Annotated in this window: 18 protein-coding genes; 17 read left to right on the forward strand and 1 reads right to left on the reverse strand. The window is 35.7% G+C overall.

Annotation, left to right across the window (positions count from 1 at the left end):
- Positions 1-18: 18 nt before the first annotated feature.
- Complete coding sequence (locus tag ACRYLU_RS04825; protein WP_003130916.1) at positions 19-606, forward strand: isochorismatase family protein; 588 nt, start codon at positions 19-21, stop codon at positions 604-606.
- A 79-nt stretch (positions 607-685) separates the two neighbouring features.
- Positions 686-1,744, forward strand: coding sequence for an endonuclease/exonuclease/phosphatase family protein (locus tag ACRYLU_RS04830; RefSeq protein ID WP_445081373.1), 1,059 nt, complete (start codon positions 686-688; stop codon positions 1,742-1,744).
- Between the two features lie 25 nt (positions 1,745-1,769).
- Here the strand turns inward: ACRYLU_RS04830 and ACRYLU_RS04835 are convergent, their stop codons facing one another.
- Positions 1,770-2,711, reverse strand: a complete 942-nt coding sequence (locus tag ACRYLU_RS04835) for a UbiA family prenyltransferase (RefSeq protein WP_038602873.1) — start codon at positions 2,709-2,711, stop codon at positions 1,770-1,772.
- 153 nt (positions 2,712-2,864) lie between these two features.
- On the opposite strand from ACRYLU_RS04835, the gene ACRYLU_RS04840 reads away from it, so the two are divergent.
- The 15 genes from ACRYLU_RS04840 to cls all read left to right on the forward strand — a co-directional run bounded on the left by ACRYLU_RS04840 (position 2,865) and on the right by cls (position 19,250).
- Entirely contained in the window at positions 2,865-3,128 is a 264-nt protein-coding gene (locus ACRYLU_RS04840) for an ACT domain-containing protein (protein WP_038601352.1), read from the forward strand.
- A 112-nt stretch (positions 3,129-3,240) separates the two neighbouring features.
- Positions 3,241-4,578 (forward strand): PFL family protein, encoded by a 1,338-nt coding sequence (locus ACRYLU_RS04845; RefSeq protein WP_003130925.1) that lies wholly within the window; start codon positions 3,241-3,243, stop codon positions 4,576-4,578.
- A 99-nt stretch (positions 4,579-4,677) separates the two neighbouring features.
- Positions 4,678-5,157, forward strand: coding sequence for a phage tail protein (locus ACRYLU_RS04850; RefSeq protein WP_103054685.1), 480 nt, complete (start codon positions 4,678-4,680; stop codon positions 5,155-5,157).
- 67 nt (positions 5,158-5,224) lie between these two features.
- Positions 5,225-5,917 (forward strand): histidine phosphatase family protein, encoded by a 693-nt coding sequence (locus ACRYLU_RS04855; protein WP_445081313.1) that lies wholly within the window; start codon positions 5,225-5,227, stop codon positions 5,915-5,917.
- Positions 5,917-6,663 carry a M15 family metallopeptidase gene (locus tag ACRYLU_RS04860; RefSeq protein ID WP_445081314.1) on the forward strand — a complete coding sequence of 249 codons (747 nt, stop codon included), beginning with the start codon at positions 5,917-5,919 and terminating at the stop codon, positions 6,661-6,663. Before ACRYLU_RS04855 ends, ACRYLU_RS04860 begins: the two co-directional genes overlap by 1 nt.
- A gap of 13 nt (positions 6,664-6,676) precedes the next feature.
- Positions 6,677-7,081: a hypothetical protein gene (locus ACRYLU_RS04865; protein WP_445081315.1), complete on the forward strand. Its 405-nt coding sequence runs from the start codon at positions 6,677-6,679 to the stop codon at positions 7,079-7,081.
- Positions 7,082-7,303: 222 nt separating this feature from the next.
- Positions 7,304-8,347, forward strand: a complete 1,044-nt coding sequence (gene hrcA / locus ACRYLU_RS04870) for a heat-inducible transcriptional repressor HrcA (protein ID WP_445081316.1) — start codon at positions 7,304-7,306, stop codon at positions 8,345-8,347.
- Positions 8,348-8,376: 29 nt separating this feature from the next.
- A complete protein-coding gene (gene grpE, locus ACRYLU_RS04875; protein WP_445081317.1) occupies positions 8,377-8,916 on the forward strand; it encodes a nucleotide exchange factor GrpE in 540 nt (179 codons plus the stop codon).
- A 71-nt stretch (positions 8,917-8,987) separates the two neighbouring features.
- Positions 8,988-10,811, forward strand: a complete 1,824-nt coding sequence (gene dnaK / locus ACRYLU_RS04880) for a molecular chaperone DnaK (protein WP_015426235.1) — start codon at positions 8,988-8,990, stop codon at positions 10,809-10,811.
- Positions 10,812-11,022: 211 nt separating this feature from the next.
- Positions 11,023-12,786 carry an oleate hydratase gene (locus tag ACRYLU_RS04885; RefSeq protein WP_085624504.1) on the forward strand — a complete coding sequence of 588 codons (1,764 nt, stop codon included), beginning with the start codon at positions 11,023-11,025 and terminating at the stop codon, positions 12,784-12,786.
- Between the two features lie 66 nt (positions 12,787-12,852).
- Positions 12,853-13,992: a M20 peptidase aminoacylase family protein gene (locus ACRYLU_RS04890; RefSeq protein ID WP_058205341.1), complete on the forward strand. Its 1,140-nt coding sequence runs from the start codon at positions 12,853-12,855 to the stop codon at positions 13,990-13,992.
- A gap of 120 nt (positions 13,993-14,112) precedes the next feature.
- A complete protein-coding gene (locus tag ACRYLU_RS04895) occupies positions 14,113-14,814 on the forward strand; it encodes a DeoR/GlpR family DNA-binding transcription regulator (protein ID WP_038601344.1) in 702 nt (233 codons plus the stop codon).
- 82 nt (positions 14,815-14,896) lie between these two features.
- Entirely contained in the window at positions 14,897-15,814 is a 918-nt protein-coding gene (pfkB, locus tag ACRYLU_RS04900; RefSeq protein ID WP_260310884.1) for a 1-phosphofructokinase, read from the forward strand.
- Positions 15,814-17,718: a PTS fructose transporter subunit IIABC gene (locus ACRYLU_RS04905; RefSeq protein ID WP_058205339.1), complete on the forward strand. Its 1,905-nt coding sequence runs from the start codon at positions 15,814-15,816 to the stop codon at positions 17,716-17,718. The genes pfkB and ACRYLU_RS04905 overlap by 1 nt, the downstream gene beginning before the upstream one ends.
- 86 nt (positions 17,719-17,804) lie before the next feature.
- Positions 17,805-19,250 carry a cardiolipin synthase gene (cls, locus tag ACRYLU_RS04910; protein WP_058205338.1) on the forward strand — a complete coding sequence of 482 codons (1,446 nt, stop codon included), beginning with the start codon at positions 17,805-17,807 and terminating at the stop codon, positions 19,248-19,250.
- The last annotated feature ends 31 nt before the right edge of the window (positions 19,251-19,281 follow it).

Consider the following 19,281-nt stretch of genomic DNA (forward strand, 5'->3'; position numbering starts at 1 on the left):
AATTTGAGAGAAAAAAATATGACAACTTTGAATTTAGAAAAAACAGCCTTGGTTATTATTGACCTACAAAAAGGAATTGCAGGGCGTGAGGGATTTGCTCCTTATTCTGCACAAGAGGTTTTAGCCAAAAATAAAGAACTTGTAACAAGTTTAAAAAATACAGGCGCATTAATTGTTTTTGTTCACGTCAAAAACTACGGTGGCGAAACTTTAAAACCAAAAACTGACAATCCAGCTGTTGCACAAGGACAAATTCCGGCAGATTTTGCTGATTTTGTCATGCCTGAAGCTTATGATAAAGAATATAATAATGTCATTCATGTCGCTAAACATAACTGGGGCGCATTTTACGGCACGGATTTAGATGTCCAATTACGTCGTCGTGGAATTGATGAAATCCTCTTGACTGGAATTGCTACAACTATCGGTTGTGATACTACGGCCCGTGAAGCTTTCCAGCATGGTTATCAAGTTATTGCTATTGAAGATGCAATGACAGATTTTAATGGACAACTCCATCAAGGAATTGTTGAGGGGATTTTCCCACGCCTTGGACGAGTTCGCTCAACACAAGAAGTTTTAAAAATGATTGAAGAAAGTAAATAAGTTTGGGATAAATATTTTACTGACAGACTGTTTAGGAATGGCTGTCAGTAAATTTTCCTAGAATTATTTAGTGAATAATATGAAAAATCGCTTAAAGTTAATTGGAAAAATTTTTGTCAGCATTATTTTAGTAGTTGCTCTGATTATTGTCTCTTATGTCATCTATGTTTATGCACAATATCATCGCCTTCCTAATGATATGAAGCAGACAATTAAAAACCCTCAAACTCAGCAAGTTGAGCTGGGGCAAGCCTATAAAATGATGACTTTTAATATCGGTTATGGATCTTACCCTCCTTCTTTCAATTTTTTCATGGATGGTGGGGATGATGTGCGAGCTTATAGTAAATCTGCTGTCAAATCTGCAATTCAAGAAGATATCAGACTTATTAATAAAGAGAAGCCAGACTTTGGAAATATTCAAGAAATCGATTGGCAAGGAGATCGTAGCCAACAAGTAAATGAACCTCAAATGGTTCGTGCTGGTCTTTCTGATTATAGCAGTGTTCTGACACAGAATTACGATTCAGCCTATCTTTTTTATCCGGTGACCAAGCCAATTGGAAAAGCTAAATCTGGAATTATGACTTATTCTAAATATGAAATTGAAAGTTCAACAAGATATAAGTTGCCTATCGAAACTAATTTTAATAAATTTTTTGATTTAGATCGAGCTTTTGCTGTCAGTATTTTGCCAATTAAGAATTCAGATAAAAAATTCGTCATCTTTAATACACATCTGTCAGCATTTATTACTGACCAAAAAATTCAAAAACAACAATTATTGACTTTATTTGATGAGATGAAAAAGTATGTTTCTAAAGGAGATTATGTCATTTGTGGGGCTGATTATAACCATGCCCTAGCTGGTAAAGCTCATCCAGAATTAACATGGATGAAGGAATTTCCCACGGAAAATTTGACAAAAGGAATGCGAGTGGTCGCACCAACCAATGCCCCAACTGTTCGTTCACTTGATTATGCTTATGATAAGAAAAATCCCAAAAATACATTTGGAATTATTGACGGATTTCTTGTTTCAAATAATATAAAAGACTTAAAAATACAAACCATTGATAACCAATTCAAATCATCGGACCACCAGCCGGTCGTCATGGATTTCTCTTTGGAAAAGTAAAAAAAGCGCTCAGCGCTTTTTTATTTTACTTAAAAATAATTCCCAGTAACAACGTAAGGGCAAGAGAAGCATTAAATAACATCAGATTGTCAATTTGAAGGTGGAAAGTCTCTGATTTACTTTGTTTGGCTCTAAATTTTTTAATATTAGGAATAACTTTCAAGGCAATGACGCTCATTAATAATGACCAAATTGGTAAAATTCCCAAAGCGATGGCAAGTAAAATACAAAGTCCAGCAAATAAATATAGTCCAGTAAATACTTTTAAACTGAGTGGAAGCTTTAGATAATAAGGTAAAGTATAACGTTCATTGCGAATGTCCTGTTCTAAATCGCAAATATTATCAGAAAACATAATATTAAAATTTTGAACGAAACACATCAGACCGACTAGAAGGATTGGTAAAAGAATTTTAAAGTCCCAAGTCCATGTCATGAACCAATTCCTGTCAAAATTAATGAAAAAATAGCCTTTATCATAAGAATTAATATAGACAGCAAGGAAAAAACCAAAGAACCCTTCGCAAAGACCCGCTAAAATTTCGCCCAAAGGAAAACGAGAAAAAGCAAAAGGACCATAAGTATAGAAAATAGCAATTAAGAAACAAAGTCCACCAATTGGTAAAATCGCAAGATTAGTCAAGAAAAGAACAATGAGTCCAACGACTACATCAATCGCTAAAAGTGCCAAACAAATGTTTAAAGCAAGTTTAGGATTAATCGATTTAGCAACGATAATATTCCATTTCTTATACTCAGGATCAAGTGCTTTTTGATAATCCATCAGATTATTCCAAGCCGAAACAAAAAGATTAATGCTTGCTAAACCAATAAAAAATAGAAGCGTAGGCCAAAAATGAAAACTTCCAAAGTACCAAAAGGCAAAAAGACAGCCAGCAATCGGTGATAATAATGCTGCGGGCAAGGTTTGAATACGTGTAAAATTAAAAAAAGTTTTTAAAGTCATGATAAGCTGATTATAGCAAAAACTAGCCAATAAATCATGAATGATTTTGACTGACAGAGCTGTCAGCAAAAGTTTATTTTACTGACAAGAAAATTGACTGAAAATTTAAATAAAAATGTTATAATAGGATAAAAATTTGAATGGAGAAACAAAATGCGCGCAGTTGTAACAGTAGTAGGAGCAGATAAAATTGGGATTGTTGCTGGAGTCACAGCAACATTGGCAGAACTTGAAGCAAATATCATTGAAATTTCACAAACCTTGATGAGTGGAGCTTTTACCATGATGATGGTAGTTGAAACACAAAATAGTGATTTTTTAGCCTTTCAAGCAGAACTTTCAAGAAAAGGTGAAGCCTTGGGTGTCAATATTCATGTTCAAAATGAAGCAATTTTTAACGCCATGCACAAATTATAATTTACTGAAAAAAATTAGCCAATAAATGACTTTTATTTAAAAGTATTTTTACTGACGGCACGAAAAAAATTTCTGTCAGTAAAATTTTAATCAAAACTAAGGAAATTAAATAATGGATATTCAAAATATCAAAGAAACAATTGCGATGATTGAAGAACAAAATTTCGACATTCGCACAATAACAATGGGAATCAGTCTTCTTGATTGTATCGATGCTGATATTGATAAAGCAGCTGAAAAAATCTATCAAAAAATTGTTAAAAAAGCAGGAAAACTTGTTGAAGTAGGTAACGAGATTGGACATGAACTCGGTATTAAAATTGTAAACAAACGTGTTTCTGTTACACCCATTGCAATTATCGGAGCAGCAACAGCTGCTGATGATTACACACCACTTGCTCTTGCGATGGACCGTGCAGCAAAAGAGATTGGCATTGACTTTATTGGTGGCTATTCTGCTCTTGTGCAAAAAGGCTATCAAAAAGGTGATGAAATTTTGATTAAATCAATGCCTAAAGCCCTAGCAGCAACTGAGCGTGTTTGTGCTTCGGTAAATGTTGGTTCAACTAAAACAGGAATTAACATGACAGCAGTTCGTGATATGGGTGAAACCATCAAAATCATGTCTAAAGGTGATAAATGGCTCAATGCCAAACTTGTTGTCTTTGCTAATGCCGTTGAAGACAATCCATTTATGGCAGGAGCTTTTCATGGAGTGGGGGAAGCAGATACGATTATCAACGTCGGAGTTTCAGGACCTGGTGTAGTTAAACGTGCTCTTGAAAAAGTCCGCGGAGAATCTTTTGATATTTTAGCCGAAACCATTAAAAAGACAGCTTTTAAAATTACTAGAATAGGTCAGCTTGTTGGTCAAATGGCTTCAGAAAGACTTAATGTTGAATTTGGAATAGTTGATTTATCACTCGCACCTACACCAGCAATTGGCGACTCGGTTGCACGCGTTTTGGAAGAAATGGGACTTGAGACTGTTGGGACTCATGGAACAACAGCCGCCCTAGCCATGCTTAACGACGCCGTGAAAAAAGGCGGAGTTATGGCAGCTGAACGTGTTGGTGGACTTTCAGGAGCTTTTATCCCAGTTTCAGAAGACGAAGGAATGATTGCCGCTGTCAATTCTGGGGCATTGAATATTGAAAAATTAGAAGCCATGACTTGTGTTTGTTCAGTTGGCTTGGATATGATTGCTATTCCTGAAGAAACACCGGCATCTACCATTGCAGCAATGATTGCTGATGAAGCCGCCATCGGGGTCATTAATCAAAAAACGACAGCAGTACGGATTATTCCAATGGGCAAAGAAGGCGAACAAATTGAATTTGGTGGACTTTTCGGTGTAGCACCAGTTATGAGAGTAAACAAAGCGTCGTCAGCAGATTTTATTGCTCGTGGCGGTCAAATTCCAGCACCAATTCATTCATTTAAAAACTAAAAATACTTTTAAAATTCAGCTCCTAAATATTTCTAAAAAATGATGAGCGTTTCCAAAAATGATATAATAGAAGAAGTGAAAAAATACGGAGGTTATTTTATGGCTTACAAAGTGAATTTTAAAGATGTAGAAACAGTTGGCTTGGAAACTTCGCCGGTAGCTGATGCTTTAGCAGGTTTACGAGCTAATGAAGCACGTTATTTTTGGAATAAGTATAAATTTGAGTATCTCACATATCCAGCTCATGAAAAAGCAGAAGAAGTCGCTTTGTTTGAGAAAATTTTACTTGAAGAACGTAATTTAAAATTTTCAGCAAAAATACTCGAAGTTGCTATCTATGAAAATGATGAGCTCTATTGGCCTGAATTCTATTACGAAGACGGTATGGTTTTAAATCTACTCTATGAAAAAGTTGGACAAGCGGGCAAAAAACCAAAACGGGCAGTTGGAATAAAGTTGTCAGTGGGTATGGAAATCCCCAAAGAACTTGAGGGAAAATTCAAATTTGCACGCCAACGTTCAAAACTCGCAGGTGAGATAAGAGGTTCCTACTTTACAATTAAACAGGAATGGCTGTAATTTTCTATATAGATAGAAATATCCTATCGTAATTTTTTTGTTAGAATCATTAAAAAGGGGAGTAGAAATGGTAGATATTTATTTAGTTCGACATGGGAAGACAATGTTTAATACAATTGGCAGAGCGCAAGGTTGGTCTGATACACCTTTAACCGCGGCAGGAGAACAAGGAATTATTGAACTTGGGCTAGGCTTCAAAGAAAAAGGCATTAAATTTGACCGAGCTTATTCATCTGATTCTGGACGTACAATCCAAACAATGGGTTTTATCTTGGCTAATTCTGATAATGAAGGAATTCCATATACTTATGATAAAAGAATCCGTGAGTGGTGTTTTGGTTCATTTGATGGTGGCTATGACGGAGAACTTTTTGATGGTGTTTTACCAAGAATATTTACCGAAACTGGAAATCATCATACCGACGAATTTCCTCCAGATGAAGTAATTGCTAATGCGATTTTTGAAGTTGATACAGCTGGCTGGGCTGAACCATGGGAAAAACTTTCAGGACGTATCATGGATGGTTTTACAGATATTGCCAAGGAATCTGAAGCAAAAGGGGCTAAAAATATTGTTATTGTCAGCCATGGAATGACCATTGGAACTTTTGTAAAACTCGCTCACCCAGAACTCCCTCGTCCACATGGTCTTGATAATGGTTCTGTCACTCATTTAAGTTTTGAGGATGGAAAATTCACCATTGGAAAAGTCGGAGACATGTCTTATCGAGAAATAGGAAGTGAAAAGTTAGCTAAATAATGAAAAGAAGAATAACATTTAGTTTAATCGTTCTTGTTCTTTTGATCGTTTGTGCTTTGGGATTTATTTTTATCACGAATGATAAATCAAATTCAACAAATGAATCAGTCAAAAAAACAAGTATTTCGTCATCTAAAGAGGCGGCAAAGAAAAAAGATTTACCTGACGCTAAACAATCAGATTGGAATTTAGTATTGGTGAGTCGAAAATCACCTAAAGATGAAATGAACCCAACACTGGCAACCGTAAATGGGATTCAAGTTGATCAAAGGATAGCATCAGCGGTTCAACAATTTTTAGCAGCAGCCCAACAAATATCACCGGCTGAACATTTAATCTCAGGTTATCGGTCAGTCTCATATCAAGAAGGGCTTTATCAATCTTATGTCCAAGCAGAAATGAATGGTCAAGGGACAGTAAATTCAAGTGGAAAGCCAATTTCAGAAGAAGAAGCGGTAAAAAATGTGCAAACTTATTCTCAACCACCAAGAAGTTCAGAACATCAAACAGGATTAGCGATCGATATGAGTAATATTGATAGCCTAAACGAGAGTCAATATGCAAAACAAATCGCAGAAATTGCTCCCAAATATGGATTTGTTCTTCGTTTTCCAGAAGGGAAAAAGGCAGAGACAGGAATTGGTTATGAAGATTGGCATTTTAGATATGTTGGTTTAGAAAATGCTAAATATATGACCGAACACAATCTTACTTTAGAAGAATATCTAAAACTATTACCAGCATAAAGGAAATGAAATCATGCTAAACCGAACTAGACTTTTACTCTATGTTAATGTTGCTCTATTTATTTACAGTGTCTCGGAAATGGTTAAAGTTCTCCTTGTTCATAATAATTTCTTTAGTCAATTTTTTAATAACTTATCGACGAATATAAAAACATTAACGACTAAAATTTCGTCAACAATTACGAGTTGGCAAAGTTTAATCTATTTATTGATTTTTGCTTTATTAATCTTTCTATTATTGAAATATTGGCGTTTTACTTTTATACTTTTAGAAATTATTTCGGCACTTTTGATTATAGATTATGCCATACTTTTCATTCAACATGAAGTAAAGTATGAAAGCCTTTTTGTCATTGCTGTAATGGTAATTACAGTCATGAATATTTGGCAAACATCCAAAGATTCCAATCTTTTATAAAAGAAATTAGCACTCTAATAAAAAGAGTGCTAATTTTTATGTCTTTTTTCTTGACAAGGTATAAACAAAGGGTTATAATAAATTTGTTAGCACTTAGAGATGAAGAGTGCTAAAACAGAAAAAAGCTTGTATCTACTAAACAGAAGTCAAAGGCTCAAGAAATTTTTGAGTTTGTGAAAGAAGTTTTGCAAAACTTCTTATTCTGTGGAGAAAGGAGTAGCCATGATTACAGAACGTCAAAGACAAATCTTAAATTTGATTGTTTCTCTCTATGCCAAAGAGCATACGCCAATCGGTTCAAAGTCGCTCCTTGATAGTATTCAAGCTTCTAGCGCTACAATCCGAAACGACATGAAAGTTTTGGAAAAACTAGGATTGATTCAAAAAGAACACACCTCAAGTGGACGTGTTCCAAGTGTTTCAGGCTATAAGTATTTTGTAGAAAATGTCATCCAGTTAGATGAATTTAGTCAAAATGACTTATTTAAAGTGATGAAAGCTTTTGATGGCGATTTTTATCGCCTATCTGACCTGTTTAAAACAGCAGCTAAAAGTTTATCAGAACTCACTGGTTTGACAAGCTTTGTTCTTAATGCTCCTCAACGTTACCAACAATTAGTTTCATTTGAAATGGTCATGCTGGATAGCCATTCAGTACTTTCAGTTATAACTTTAGGGACTGGTGAAGTAAGAACAAATCAATTTATTCTTCCAAAATCGATGACCGAAGCTGATTTAGCAGTCTTTAGTAATCTAGTTAAAGAACGTCTTGTTGGTAAAAAAGTGATTGATATTCACTATACTTTACGAACAGAAATTCCACAGATTGTTCAGCGTTATTTCAAAGTTACGAGTGAAGTTCTCCAACTCTTTGAATCAATTTTTGATGATTTGTTCAAAGAACGGCTGACCGTCGCTGGACGTAAAAATATTTTTGATTATGCGACTGACAATCTTGCAGAATTATACAAACTCTTTAGCGATGATGAACGGATGCTTCATGAAATTCGCGAAATCACTAATAACGATGAAATGCGTGCCGTTAAATTTGACAATGACGAAAAATACATGAAAAATTTAACGATTATTTCGCAAAAATTTGTTATTCCATATCGCGGTTTTGGTACTCTAACAGTCGTTGGACCTGTAGAAATGGATTATCAAAGGACGTTATCAGTTCTTGACTTAGTTGCTAAAGTTTTAACTATGAAGCTGAGTGACTATTATCGTTACCTTGATGGTAACCATTATGAAATTAGTAAATGATAAAAAAGTTATTTAAAAAAGGAGGGCCTATGTCCGAAGAAACTAAAGAAGAAATCAAAAATGAAAAAGTTGATGAAGAAGTGACTGAGGAGTTAACAGAGGAAGCACTTGAAGATATTGTTGAAGAAGAAATCAACGAACTTGATGAAGCACAAAAGTTAGCGACTGAGTGGGAAAATAAATTCCTTCGCGTTTCTGCAGAAATGCAAAACGTACAACGTCGTGGAAATGAAGAACGTTTGCAACTTATCAAATATCGTTCACAAGATTTAGCAAAAAAAATCTTATCTTCACTAGATAATCTTGAACGTGCACTTGCTGTTGAAGGATTGACGGATGATGTTAAAAAAGGTCTTGAAATGGTCCAAGAAAGTTTGATTTCGGCGCTTAAAGAAGAAGGCGTTGAAGAAGTTTCTTATGAAAGTTTCGACCATAATCTTCACATGGCCGTTCAAACTGTCCCAGCTGATGATGAACATCCAACTGATAGCATCGTGCAAGTTTTCCAAAAAGGTTACCAACTTCACGAACGTTTACTTCGTCCAGCAATGGTTGTCGTAGCACAGTAAATTAAAAAATAAATTGACCGCAAAGTCTTTAAACTATTCATAAGTAATAAGAAATAAAGGAGATTTAAAATATGTCTAAAATTATCGGTATTGACCTTGGTACAACAAACTCAGCAGTAGCAGTTCTTGAAGGAACTGAATCAAAAATTATTCCAAATCCAGAAGGAAATCGTACAACACCTTCAGTCGTAGCTTTCAAAAATGGTGAAATCATTGTCGGTGACGCTGCAAAACGTCAAGCGGTAACTAACCCAGAAACAATTATTTCTATTAAATCAAAAATGGGAACATCTGAAAAAGTTTCTGCAAATGGTAAAGAATACACACCACAAGAAATTTCAGCAATGATTCTTCAAAACTTGAAAGCTACAGCAGAAGCTTATCTTGGAGAAAAAGTAGAAAAAGCAGTTATTACTGTACCTGCATACTTCAATGATGCTCAACGTCAAGCAACTAAAGATGCTGGTAAAATTGCTGGTCTTGAAGTAGAACGTATCGTTAACGAACCAACAGCAGCAGCTCTTGCTTATGGTCTTGATAAAACAGATAAAGATGAAAAGATTCTTGTATTTGACCTTGGTGGTGGTACATTCGACGTTTCAATTCTTGAACTTGGTGATGGAGTCTTTGACGTCCTTGCAACTGCTGGTAATAACAAACTCGGTGGTGATGATTTTGACCAAAAAATCATTGACTGGATGGTTGCCGAATTCAAGAAAGAAAACGGAATTGACCTTGCCCAAGATAAAATGGCTTTGCAACGTTTGAAAGATGCCGCTGAAAAAGCTAAAAAAGACCTTTCAGGTGTAACAACTACTCAAATCAGCTTGCCATTCATCACAGCTGGTGCTGCTGGTCCTCTTCACTTGGAAATGGCTTTGACTCGTGCTAAATTTGATGAATTGACACATGATCTTGTTGAAGCGACACGTCAACCAGTTCGCCAAGCCCTTTCTGATGCCGGATTGTCAACTTCTGATATTGACGAAGTTCTCTTGGTTGGTGGATCAACTCGTATCCCTGCTGTTGTTGAACTTGTTCGTCACGAAACAAACAAAGAACCAAATAAATCAGTAAACCCTGATGAAGTTGTTGCTATGGGTGCAGCAATTCAAGGTGGTGTGATTACTGGTGACGTTAAAGATGTTGTTCTCCTTGACGTTACTCCACTTTCACTTGGTATTGAAACAATGGGTGGTGTTTTCACAAAATTGATTGACCGTAACACAACTATCCCAACTTCTAAATCGCAAGTCTTCTCAACTGCTGCTGACAATCAACCTGCTGTAGATATTCATGTCCTTCAAGGTGAACGTCCAATGGCAGCTGATAACAAAACTTTGGGTCGTTTCCAATTAACAGATATCCCTGCAGCACCACGTGGTATTCCACAAATCGAAGTAACATTTGATATTGATAAAAATGGTATTGTTTCTGTTAAAGCTAAAGACCTTGGTACACAAAAAGAACAAACAATTGTTATCAAATCAAACTCAGGTCTTTCTGATGAAGAAATTGATAAAATGATGAAAGATGCTGAAGCAAATGCTGACGCTGATGCAAAACGTAAAGAAGAAGTTGATACACGTAATGAAGCTGATGCTTTAGTTTTCCAAACTGAAAAAACTTTGAAAGATCTTGAAGGAAAAGTAGAAGAAGCTGAAGTTAAAAAAGCTGAAGACGCTAAAGAAGAACTCAAAAAAGCGCTTGAAGGTGAAGATATTGATGATATCAAAGCTAAATCAGAAGCACTTTCTGAAATCGCTCAAAACCTCGCTGTAAAACTTTATGAACAAGCAAATGCAGCTCAAGGTGAAGCTGGACAAGCAACTGATGCTCAAGAAGCTCCAAAAGATGATAATACATTTGATGGTGACTTTGAAGAAAGCAAATAATAATTTATAAAAGCACTGATTCTTTTGTCAGTGCTTTTTTTTTAAAACTGGACAAAATAGACATGTTGTCTAAAAACAATTTCAGATTCTTGCAATCATTTTCTTCTTGTACTATGATGAAATTAGTAAGAGATTGGAGGAGAATTAGAAGTAAAAAGACTAAAAAATTTAGTCAAACTGATGTTGTTTAGATTAGAGGAGGTTAATTATTATGCGTTATACAAATGGAAATTATGAAGCTTTCGTTCACCCAAGAAAACCAGAAAATGTTGATCAAAAATCAGCTTATATTATTGGGGCAGGCCTTGCAGGGCTTGCAACAGCAGTATTTTTAATTCGTGACGGTCAAATGTCAGGGGACCGTATTCATATTTTAGAAGAGTTACCGTTGTCAGGAGGTTCTCTTGACGGTTCCTTTATTCCACATGATGGTTTCGTTGTTCGTGGTGGACGTGAAATGGAAAACCATTTTGAATGTCTTTGGGACTTATTCCGAACAATTCCGTCATTAGAAGTGGACAATGCATCTGTTTTAGATGAATTTTATCGAATTGACCGGGATGATCCAAATTCATCTAACTGTCGTATTATCCATAATCGTGGTGAACGGGTTGATGATGATGGAAAATTTACCCTAAGTCCAAAAGCTCAAGAAGAAATAATCAAATTATTCATGACTAAAGAAGAACTACTTGTAGGTAAAACAATAGAAGATTGCTTTACTGATGAGTTCTTCGAATCAAATTTTTGGCTTTATTGGTGTTCAATGTTTGCTTTTGAAAAATGGCATTCAGCTATTGAAATGCGTCGTTACATTATGCGTTTCATCCACCATATTGAGGGGTTACCTGATTTTTCTGCCCTAAAATTTACAAAATATAATCAATATGAATCGCTAGTAAAACCATTAATTTCATACTTAAAAGATCATGGAGTTGATTTTAAATATGGAGCACAGGTTGAAAATGTTGAAGTTGACTTTTCAAATGGCAAAAAGGTAGCAAAAGCTATTGTATTTGCTGACAAAAAAATAAAAGAACTGACAGAAAATGACTTAGTTTTTGTCACAAATGGTTCAATTACAGAAAGTTCAACTCAAGGTTCACCAACACAAGCTGCTCCGAAAACTAGTGAACTTGGTGGCTCTTGGAAACTTTGGCAAAATTTAGCTAAACAATCAGAAGAATTTGGACATCCAGATGTTTTTTGTAAGGACATTCCAAAAGAAGCTTGGGTTGTATCAGCAACTGTCACTTGGAAAAATTTAAAGATTCAACCTTATTTTGAAAAATTAACACATCGTCAATTGCGTTCAGGAAAAGTTGTCACAGGAGGAATTATTACTGTTAAAGATTCAAATTGGCTCCTTTCATTTACAACTCACCGCCAACCTCATTTTAAAGAACAAAATGACCAAGAAACAGTAACTTGGGTTTATGGTCTTCTTTCAAATACACCTGGGAACTATATCAAAAAACCAATCGAAGATTGTACAGGTGAAGAAATTACTCAAGAATTACTTTATCATTTAGGAATGCCAGAAGAAGAAATTGAAGCATTTGTTAAAGAAAATACTAATACAATCCCAGTATATATGCCTTTCATCACTTCTTATTTCATGCTTCGTGAACCAGGGGATCGGCCTCTTGTAGTACCTGAACAATCAGTCAATTTAGCGTTTTTAGGAAATTTTGCGGAAACTGAGCGTGATACAGTCTTTACAACCGAGTATTCAGTCAGAACTGCGATGGAAGCTGTTTATCAATTATTAAATGTTGATCGCGGTGTTCCGGAAGTCTATGCTTCGGCTTATGATTTACGAACTTTAGCAAGTTCAGCCTACTACCTATCAGATAAGCAAAAATTAGAAGATTTAGAGCTCTCATTTATTAAAAAACAAGCGCTCAAAGTGGGACTTAAGAAAATCAAAGGAACATATATTGAAGAACTTCTAGAAGATGCGGGTCTGATTTAAAAATTAAATGAAGTCACAAGAAATAGCGAAGGAGCAACCTTCGCTATTTTTGATACAATTATTTTTATGATTGAAGAAAATTTATACCAAGAGCTTGTTGAAATTAGACATTATCTTCATGCTCATCCCGAAATATCAGAAAAAGAAGTTGAAACGACAAAATTTATTCGTCAAAAATTAGCAGATTGGCAAATTGAAATATTGGATAGTCAGCTTAAAACAGGACTTGTTGCAAAAATTGGCACAGGAAAACCGATTATTGCGCTAAGAGCAGATATTGACGCCTTGCCTATTCTAGAAGAAACAGGATTAGAATTTTCATCTGTAAACAAAGGAGTAATGCATGCTTGTGGTCATGACTTACATATGACTAGTCTTTTAGGAGCTGCTAAAATTCTAAAAGAGAAGGAAAGTCAGTTTAGTGGGACAATCAAACTTATATTTCAACCTGCTGAAGAAATTGGCGAAGGAGCCAAAGAAATTCTAAAAACAGGATTAGTTTCAGATGTTCAAGCTTTTATTGGCTACCATAATATGCCTACTTTGTCAGCTGGAGTAATTGGCTTACGTGAGGGTGGAGTAATGGCAGCCGTTGAACGTTTTGAAATTTTAATGAATGGTCAAGGAAGTCATGCGGCATATCCGCAAGAAGGTCAAGATTTGATTTTAGCTAGTGCTGCGATCGTTCAAAATCTACAACAAATTGTTTCTAGAAATATTTCACCACTGAGAGCTGCTGTTGTATCTGTCACACACATTGAAGCCGGAAATACTTGGAATGTTTTACCAAACAATGCTCGATTAGAAGGGACAATAAGAACTTTTGACAATGAAGTACGTTCCTTAACAAAGAGAAGATTCAGCCAAATTATCGAAGCCACAGCAAAAGTTTATGATGTTGAACTAGAGATTAAATGGTTAATGGAAGCGGACCTCACGTTCAACGATTTCGAGTTGACAGATGTTATCAGGAAAAAAACCGAGCAATGGCATGATAAAGTGGTATATCCAGAGCCATCAAGTGCGGGGGAAGACTTTGCTAATTATCAAAAGCAAGCGCCAAGTGTCTTTGCTTTTATAGGTTCAAATGAACAAGGGGCCTCTGGACTTCATTTTGCTGATATGGTCGTTCAAGATGAAACTCTAAAAGTTGCTGTTGACTACTATTTGGAAAGCGCTCATCAATTACTTGAACACTTTAAATAAAAACTATTATTAGATAGTTTTTTATTTTTGAATTTTTTTGGAAGAAAATGACAGTTAATGATTGATTTTGAAAGATAAAGGTGTTATAATGATTTTTGTAAACGAATTCAGGAGATGAAAATGTTAGCGAATGAAAGAAAAAGACGGATTGTTGACTATCTAAAATTAAAAAGAAGAGCAACGATTGAAGAACTTCTTACGTTAATGGATTGCTCTATATCGACGCTTAGGCGAGATTTGAATGAATTGGAAAAAGAAAAATCTTTAAGACGAGTTCATGGTGGTGCAGAACTTACACAAGACTTATCGGAAGAATTAAGTATTTCCGAAAAAACTTCCAAAAACATTCAAGAAAAAGAAAAAATCGCTCAAAAAGCATTATCGAAAATTAAAGATGGAGATATTATTTTTTTAGATGCTGGGACTACAACCGGTATCTTAGCTGAACTTATCAATCAATCTCATCTTTATTTAACGATTGTAACCAACTCTGTCAGTCATTTGGCGAAATTAACAGATGACCGATTAATCGTCTATCTGCTTGGTGGACGAGTGAAAAAGGTTACAGATGCAATTATTGGGAGTCAGGCTTTAGAACAACTTTCTGCCTATCAATTCAATAGTGCTTTTGTTGGAGCTAACGGCTTTGACAATGAACACGGAGCAATGACGCCAGACCATGAAGAAGCAGCAATAAAAGGACTAGCAGTCAAACAAAGTCAGAATGCTTTCATATTAGCCGACGCTTCTAAATTAGGACAAATGAGTTTTGTCAAATTTGCTAATTCTGAAGAAGTTGAATTAATTACCGAGAACAATTAGAGTATGTTTTTAAATGAATCGTGTGAAAAGATTTCACTAAAAGTTAGTATTTGTAAACCTACGTCTTAAATAAAGGAGAACTATGATTTATACAGTAACACTCAACCCAGCACTTGACTACTTCATGAATTATGAAGAGTTAGCACTTGGTGAGGTGAATCGAACAGGGAAAACTCAGATTTCAGCAGGTGGTAAAGGAATTATGGAAAGCCGCATGCTAAGTCTTATAGGTGCCAAAAGCAAGGCACTAGGTTTTCTAGGTGGATTTTCTGGTCAATATATTAAAGATTTCTTAAGTGAGAATCAGATTGATTCGGATTTCACAGAAATAGAAGATTTGACAAGAATTAATGTCAAGCTGAAAAGTCAGGAAAACGAAACAAGTCTTGATGCGGCTGGACCAAAACTTCAAGAAAGTGAAATTAATCATTTTCTTGAAAAATTTGATCATTTGAAAGAAGATGATATCGTTGTCTTTGCAGGTACAATTCCTAAAAGTCTTGGTGAAGATTTCTATGAGCGTTTGATTGCTAAAGTCCAAAAGCAAAAAGCAAGTTTTGTCATGGATGTTGATGGTCAAAAATTACTTGATTCGCTTCCTGCTCATCCCCTACTCATTAAACCAAACCGAGAAGAACTAGAAGCAATCTTTGAAACAAGCTTCAAAAATAATGAGCAAATCATTCCTTATGGTCAAAAACTTTTAGAAATGGGTGCTCAAAATGTTATCGTATCAATGGCTGGTGATGGAGCACTCCTCTTTACAAATGAGAAAGTTTATTTTGCTCAAGGGATTAAAGGAGAGTTAAAAAATTCTATTGGTGCTGGTGATTCGACCGTTGCAGGATTTTTAGCTGAATATAGCCAGTCTAAAGACCCACTATTAGCATTTAGACAAGCAATCGCTTGTGGAACTTCAAAGGCATTCTCAGATGATATGCCAAGCCGAGCATTTTTGGAAGAAATTTATAAAAAAGTTAATATTTCAGAGGTGAAATGATGGAAATAAAAGATTTACTTAAAACAGAGGTTATGATTCTTGACCTCCAAGCAACTAGCAAAGAAGCTGTTATTGATGAAATGGTCAATAAATTAGTTTCTGAAGGTTATGTCAATGATTTCGCAACTTTTAAAGCAGGAATTATGGCACGTGAGGCACAGACTTCAACTGGACTTGGTGACGGAATTGCAATGCCTCACAGTAAAAATACAGCGGTCAATGAGCCAGTCGTTCTCTTTGCAAAATCAAAAGTTGGTGTTGACTACGCCGCATTAGATGGACAACCTGTCAATCTTTTCTTCATGATAGCAGCACCAGACGGTGCTAATGATACTCACTTGGAAGCTTTAGCACAACTTTCCACTTATCTTCTTAAAGACGGTTTCCAAGATCGTTTGAGAAAAGTTGAGTATCCAAGAGAAGTCATTCAACTTTTTTCTGAAAAACAAGAAGAAATTAAGACTGTTGAAAATGCTGAACATTATATTGTAGCTGTAACGGCTTGTACGACGGGTATTGCTCATACTTATATGGCTGAAGAAGCGCTTAAAAAACAAGCCTTGGAAATGGGCGTTGGAATTAAAGTTGAAACCAATGGTGCGCGTGGAATTGATAATAAATTAAGTGCAGCTGATATCCAAAAAGCAGATGCTGTTATTGTGGCTGCGGATAAGAAAGTTGAAATGAATCGTTTTGCTGGTAAAGAAATGGTTCAAGTTCCAGTTGCACATGCCATCCGAGATACTGAAGAATTAATTAATCGTGCACTTTCAGGTAAAGCACCAATCTATGAAGCTGACGGATCTGATGAAGTAAAAGAAGAATCATCTGGTGGTTTAGGAAAAGCATTCTATAAACACTTAATGGGTGGGGTTTCTGCAATGCTTCCATTCGTTGTTGGTGGTGGGATACTTATTGCTCTTGCTTTCTTGATTGACCAAGCAATGGGAGTTCCTCAAAGTCAATTGGCTAATCTAGGAGTTTATCATCCTTTAGCAGCTTACTTTAAAAATGTTGGTGGTGCAGCTTTTGCCTTTATGTTACCTGTTCTAGCTGGTTTCATTGCCAACTCTATTGCTGATAAACCTGGTTTAGTTGCTGGTTTTGTCGCTGGTTCTATGGCATCTTCTGGTCTTGCATTTGGTCATTTAGATCCTGCTAAAATGATTCCGTCTGGTTTCTTAGGAGCCTTAGTTGGTGGTTTCCTTGCCGGTGGTGTCATTATCCTTTTGCGTAAAGCTTTTGCAAAACTTCCTCGTTCACTTGATGGAATTAAAGCTATCTTGATCTATCCATTAGTTGGAACATTTATCACAGGTTTCCTAATGCTCTTTGTTAATATCCCGATGGCAGCAATTAATACCGGTCTCTCTAACTTCTTGGCGAGTCTATCAGGAGCATCTGCGCTTGTACTTGGTTTAGTTGTTGGTGGAATGATGGCTATTGACCTTGGCGGTCCAATTAACAAAGCTGCTTATATCTTTGCTACTGGTACTTTAGCAGCAACAGTTTCAACTGGTGGTTCAGTAACAATGGCTGCCGTTATGGCTGGTGGGATGGTTCCACCACTTGCAACTACAGTAGCTGTTATCTTGTTTAAAAATAAATTTACCAAAGAAGAACGTAATGCTGGTTTGACAAACATTGTTATGGGGCTTTCATTCATCACTGAAGGGTCAATTCCATTTGGTGCATCTGATCCAGCACGCGCAATCCCATCGTTTATGGTTGGAGCAGCAGTAGCCGGTGGTTTGACTGGTATGGCAAACATTAAATTGATGGCACCACATGGTGGAGTCTTCGTTCTTGCTTTGACAAACAATCCTTTACTTTATCTCTTGTTCATCTTGATTGGCGCAATTGTTTCAGGTCTATTATTTGGTGCATTGAAAAAAGCAAAATAAAAACGAATGAGAATAATAAGAGCGGTTTAATACCGCTTTTTTTGATATAATAGAGGAAGTATACTGGGGGATTAGGAGAGATTATTTTGAGTTTTATTGCACTTTTTGAGCTGGCGCTTTTTTTCCTTAATGTTATATTATCCTTTGTCATTATTTTTAGGGAAAGAAAATCAACAGCGGCAACTTGGTCATGGCTCTTTGTTGTTAATTTACTGCCTATCATAGGCTTTATTTTATATTTACTCATTGGACGTGGCATTTCACATTATCGTATTTTTAAGGACCGAAAAAGGTTTCAGTTGGGTTTTGAAAAACAATTAGAACATGCTGAAAAATCTTACACAGATCGATTATTTGTTAAAAAAATGAGACAAAATCATGTAATTGGTCAGTTGATTCATATGCTTTATGTTGAAGAAAAATCAATTATTTCAACAAATACTGGTGTGAAAATCTTCAATGATGGACGTCAGAAATTTACTGCTCTGATTGATGATATTAATAAAGCAAAACATCACGTTCATATGGAGTATTATATTTTTCGGATGGATCGAATGGGTCATGAAATCTATGATGCTTTACTTGCAGCTGCAAAACGAGGAGTGGAAGTTAAACTTTTAATTGACGCTTGGGGTTCAAATAAAACAAAAATGTCCAGTTTTAAAGAACTTCAGGAGGCTGGGGGGCATGTAGCGCAATTTTTTCCATTAATTATGCCCTTAGTCAATCCGAGAACAAACTATCGTTTGCACCGTAAAATTGTAGTTATTGATGGAGTTATTGGATACACAGGTGGATTTAATGTTGGTGATGAATATGCTTCAATTACAAAGAAATTTGGATATTGGCGTGACAATCATTTGCGATTGACTGGTGATATTGTTTATAGCCTTCAGCATCGTTTCATTTTAGATTGGAATTCTCAACATCATTTTGAAGTAACCGAGGGAGAGCCTTATTTCCCAGATTCGATTGTTGAAGGTCATATAGCGACTCAACTTGTAACTTCGGGACCAGATGAGGACAAAGAGCAAATTAAATTAACTTACATGAAGATGATTTCAGGTGCAGAGCGAGAGATTATTATTCAAACCCCTTATTATATTCCGTCTGATGCTTTACATGAATCTATAAAATTAGCATTATTATCGGGTGTGCAGGTTAAATTATTGATTCCAAATAAGCCAGACCATCCACTGGTTTATTGGGCGACTTATTTCCATGCTGCTGATTTAGTTAAATATGGCGCGAAAGTTTATACTTACGAAAATGGATTTGTTCACTCTAAAACATTGATTATTGATGGAGAGTATGCTTCAGTTGGGTCGGCTAATTTAGATTATCGAAGTTTGCAATTATGTTTTGAGGCCAATGTTGTTATCTATGATTATGACATTTCTCAAAAATTACGAAATGATTTTATGAAGGATTTGAAATTGAGCCGTCCATTAACTTTAGAGCGTTATGAAGAACGTTCTAAGTTAGTTCGTTTTAAAGAAGGTTTAGCTCGTTTAATTGCACCAATGCTCTGATACCTATTATTAAAAATTGAAGTAGTAAGAT

The organism is Lactococcus sp. KTH0-1S (assembly GCF_052544945.1).

Coding starts and splice junctions, on each gene's coding strand:
- ACRYLU_RS04840 (WP_038601352.1), top strand. CDS start 2,865: ATGCGCGCAGTTGTAACAGTAGTAGGAGCAGATAAAATTGGGATTGTT.
- hrcA (WP_445081316.1), top strand. CDS start 7,304: ATGATTACAGAACGTCAAAGACAAATCTTAAATTTGATTGTTTCTCTC.
- ACRYLU_RS04825 (WP_003130916.1), top strand. CDS start 19: ATGACAACTTTGAATTTAGAAAAAACAGCCTTGGTTATTATTGACCTA.
- ACRYLU_RS04860 (WP_445081314.1), top strand. CDS start 5,917: ATGAAAAGAAGAATAACATTTAGTTTAATCGTTCTTGTTCTTTTGATC.
- ACRYLU_RS04905 (WP_058205339.1), top strand. CDS start 15,814: ATGGAAATAAAAGATTTACTTAAAACAGAGGTTATGATTCTTGACCTC.
- ACRYLU_RS04830 (WP_445081373.1), top strand. CDS start 686: ATGAAAAATCGCTTAAAGTTAATTGGAAAAATTTTTGTCAGCATTATT.
- ACRYLU_RS04890 (WP_058205341.1), top strand. CDS start 12,853: ATGATTGAAGAAAATTTATACCAAGAGCTTGTTGAAATTAGACATTAT.
- grpE (WP_445081317.1), top strand. CDS start 8,377: ATGTCCGAAGAAACTAAAGAAGAAATCAAAAATGAAAAAGTTGATGAA.
- dnaK (WP_015426235.1), top strand. CDS start 8,988: ATGTCTAAAATTATCGGTATTGACCTTGGTACAACAAACTCAGCAGTA.
- ACRYLU_RS04895 (WP_038601344.1), top strand. CDS start 14,113: ATGTTAGCGAATGAAAGAAAAAGACGGATTGTTGACTATCTAAAATTA.
- ACRYLU_RS04855 (WP_445081313.1), top strand. CDS start 5,225: ATGGTAGATATTTATTTAGTTCGACATGGGAAGACAATGTTTAATACA.
- ACRYLU_RS04885 (WP_085624504.1), top strand. CDS start 11,023: ATGCGTTATACAAATGGAAATTATGAAGCTTTCGTTCACCCAAGAAAA.
- ACRYLU_RS04845 (WP_003130925.1), top strand. CDS start 3,241: ATGGATATTCAAAATATCAAAGAAACAATTGCGATGATTGAAGAACAA.
- ACRYLU_RS04835 (WP_038602873.1), bottom strand. CDS start 2,711: ATGACTTTAAAAACTTTTTTTAATTTTACACGTATTCAAACCTTGCCC.
- ACRYLU_RS04865 (WP_445081315.1), top strand. CDS start 6,677: ATGCTAAACCGAACTAGACTTTTACTCTATGTTAATGTTGCTCTATTT.
- ACRYLU_RS04850 (WP_103054685.1), top strand. CDS start 4,678: ATGGCTTACAAAGTGAATTTTAAAGATGTAGAAACAGTTGGCTTGGAA.
- pfkB (WP_260310884.1), top strand. CDS start 14,897: ATGATTTATACAGTAACACTCAACCCAGCACTTGACTACTTCATGAAT.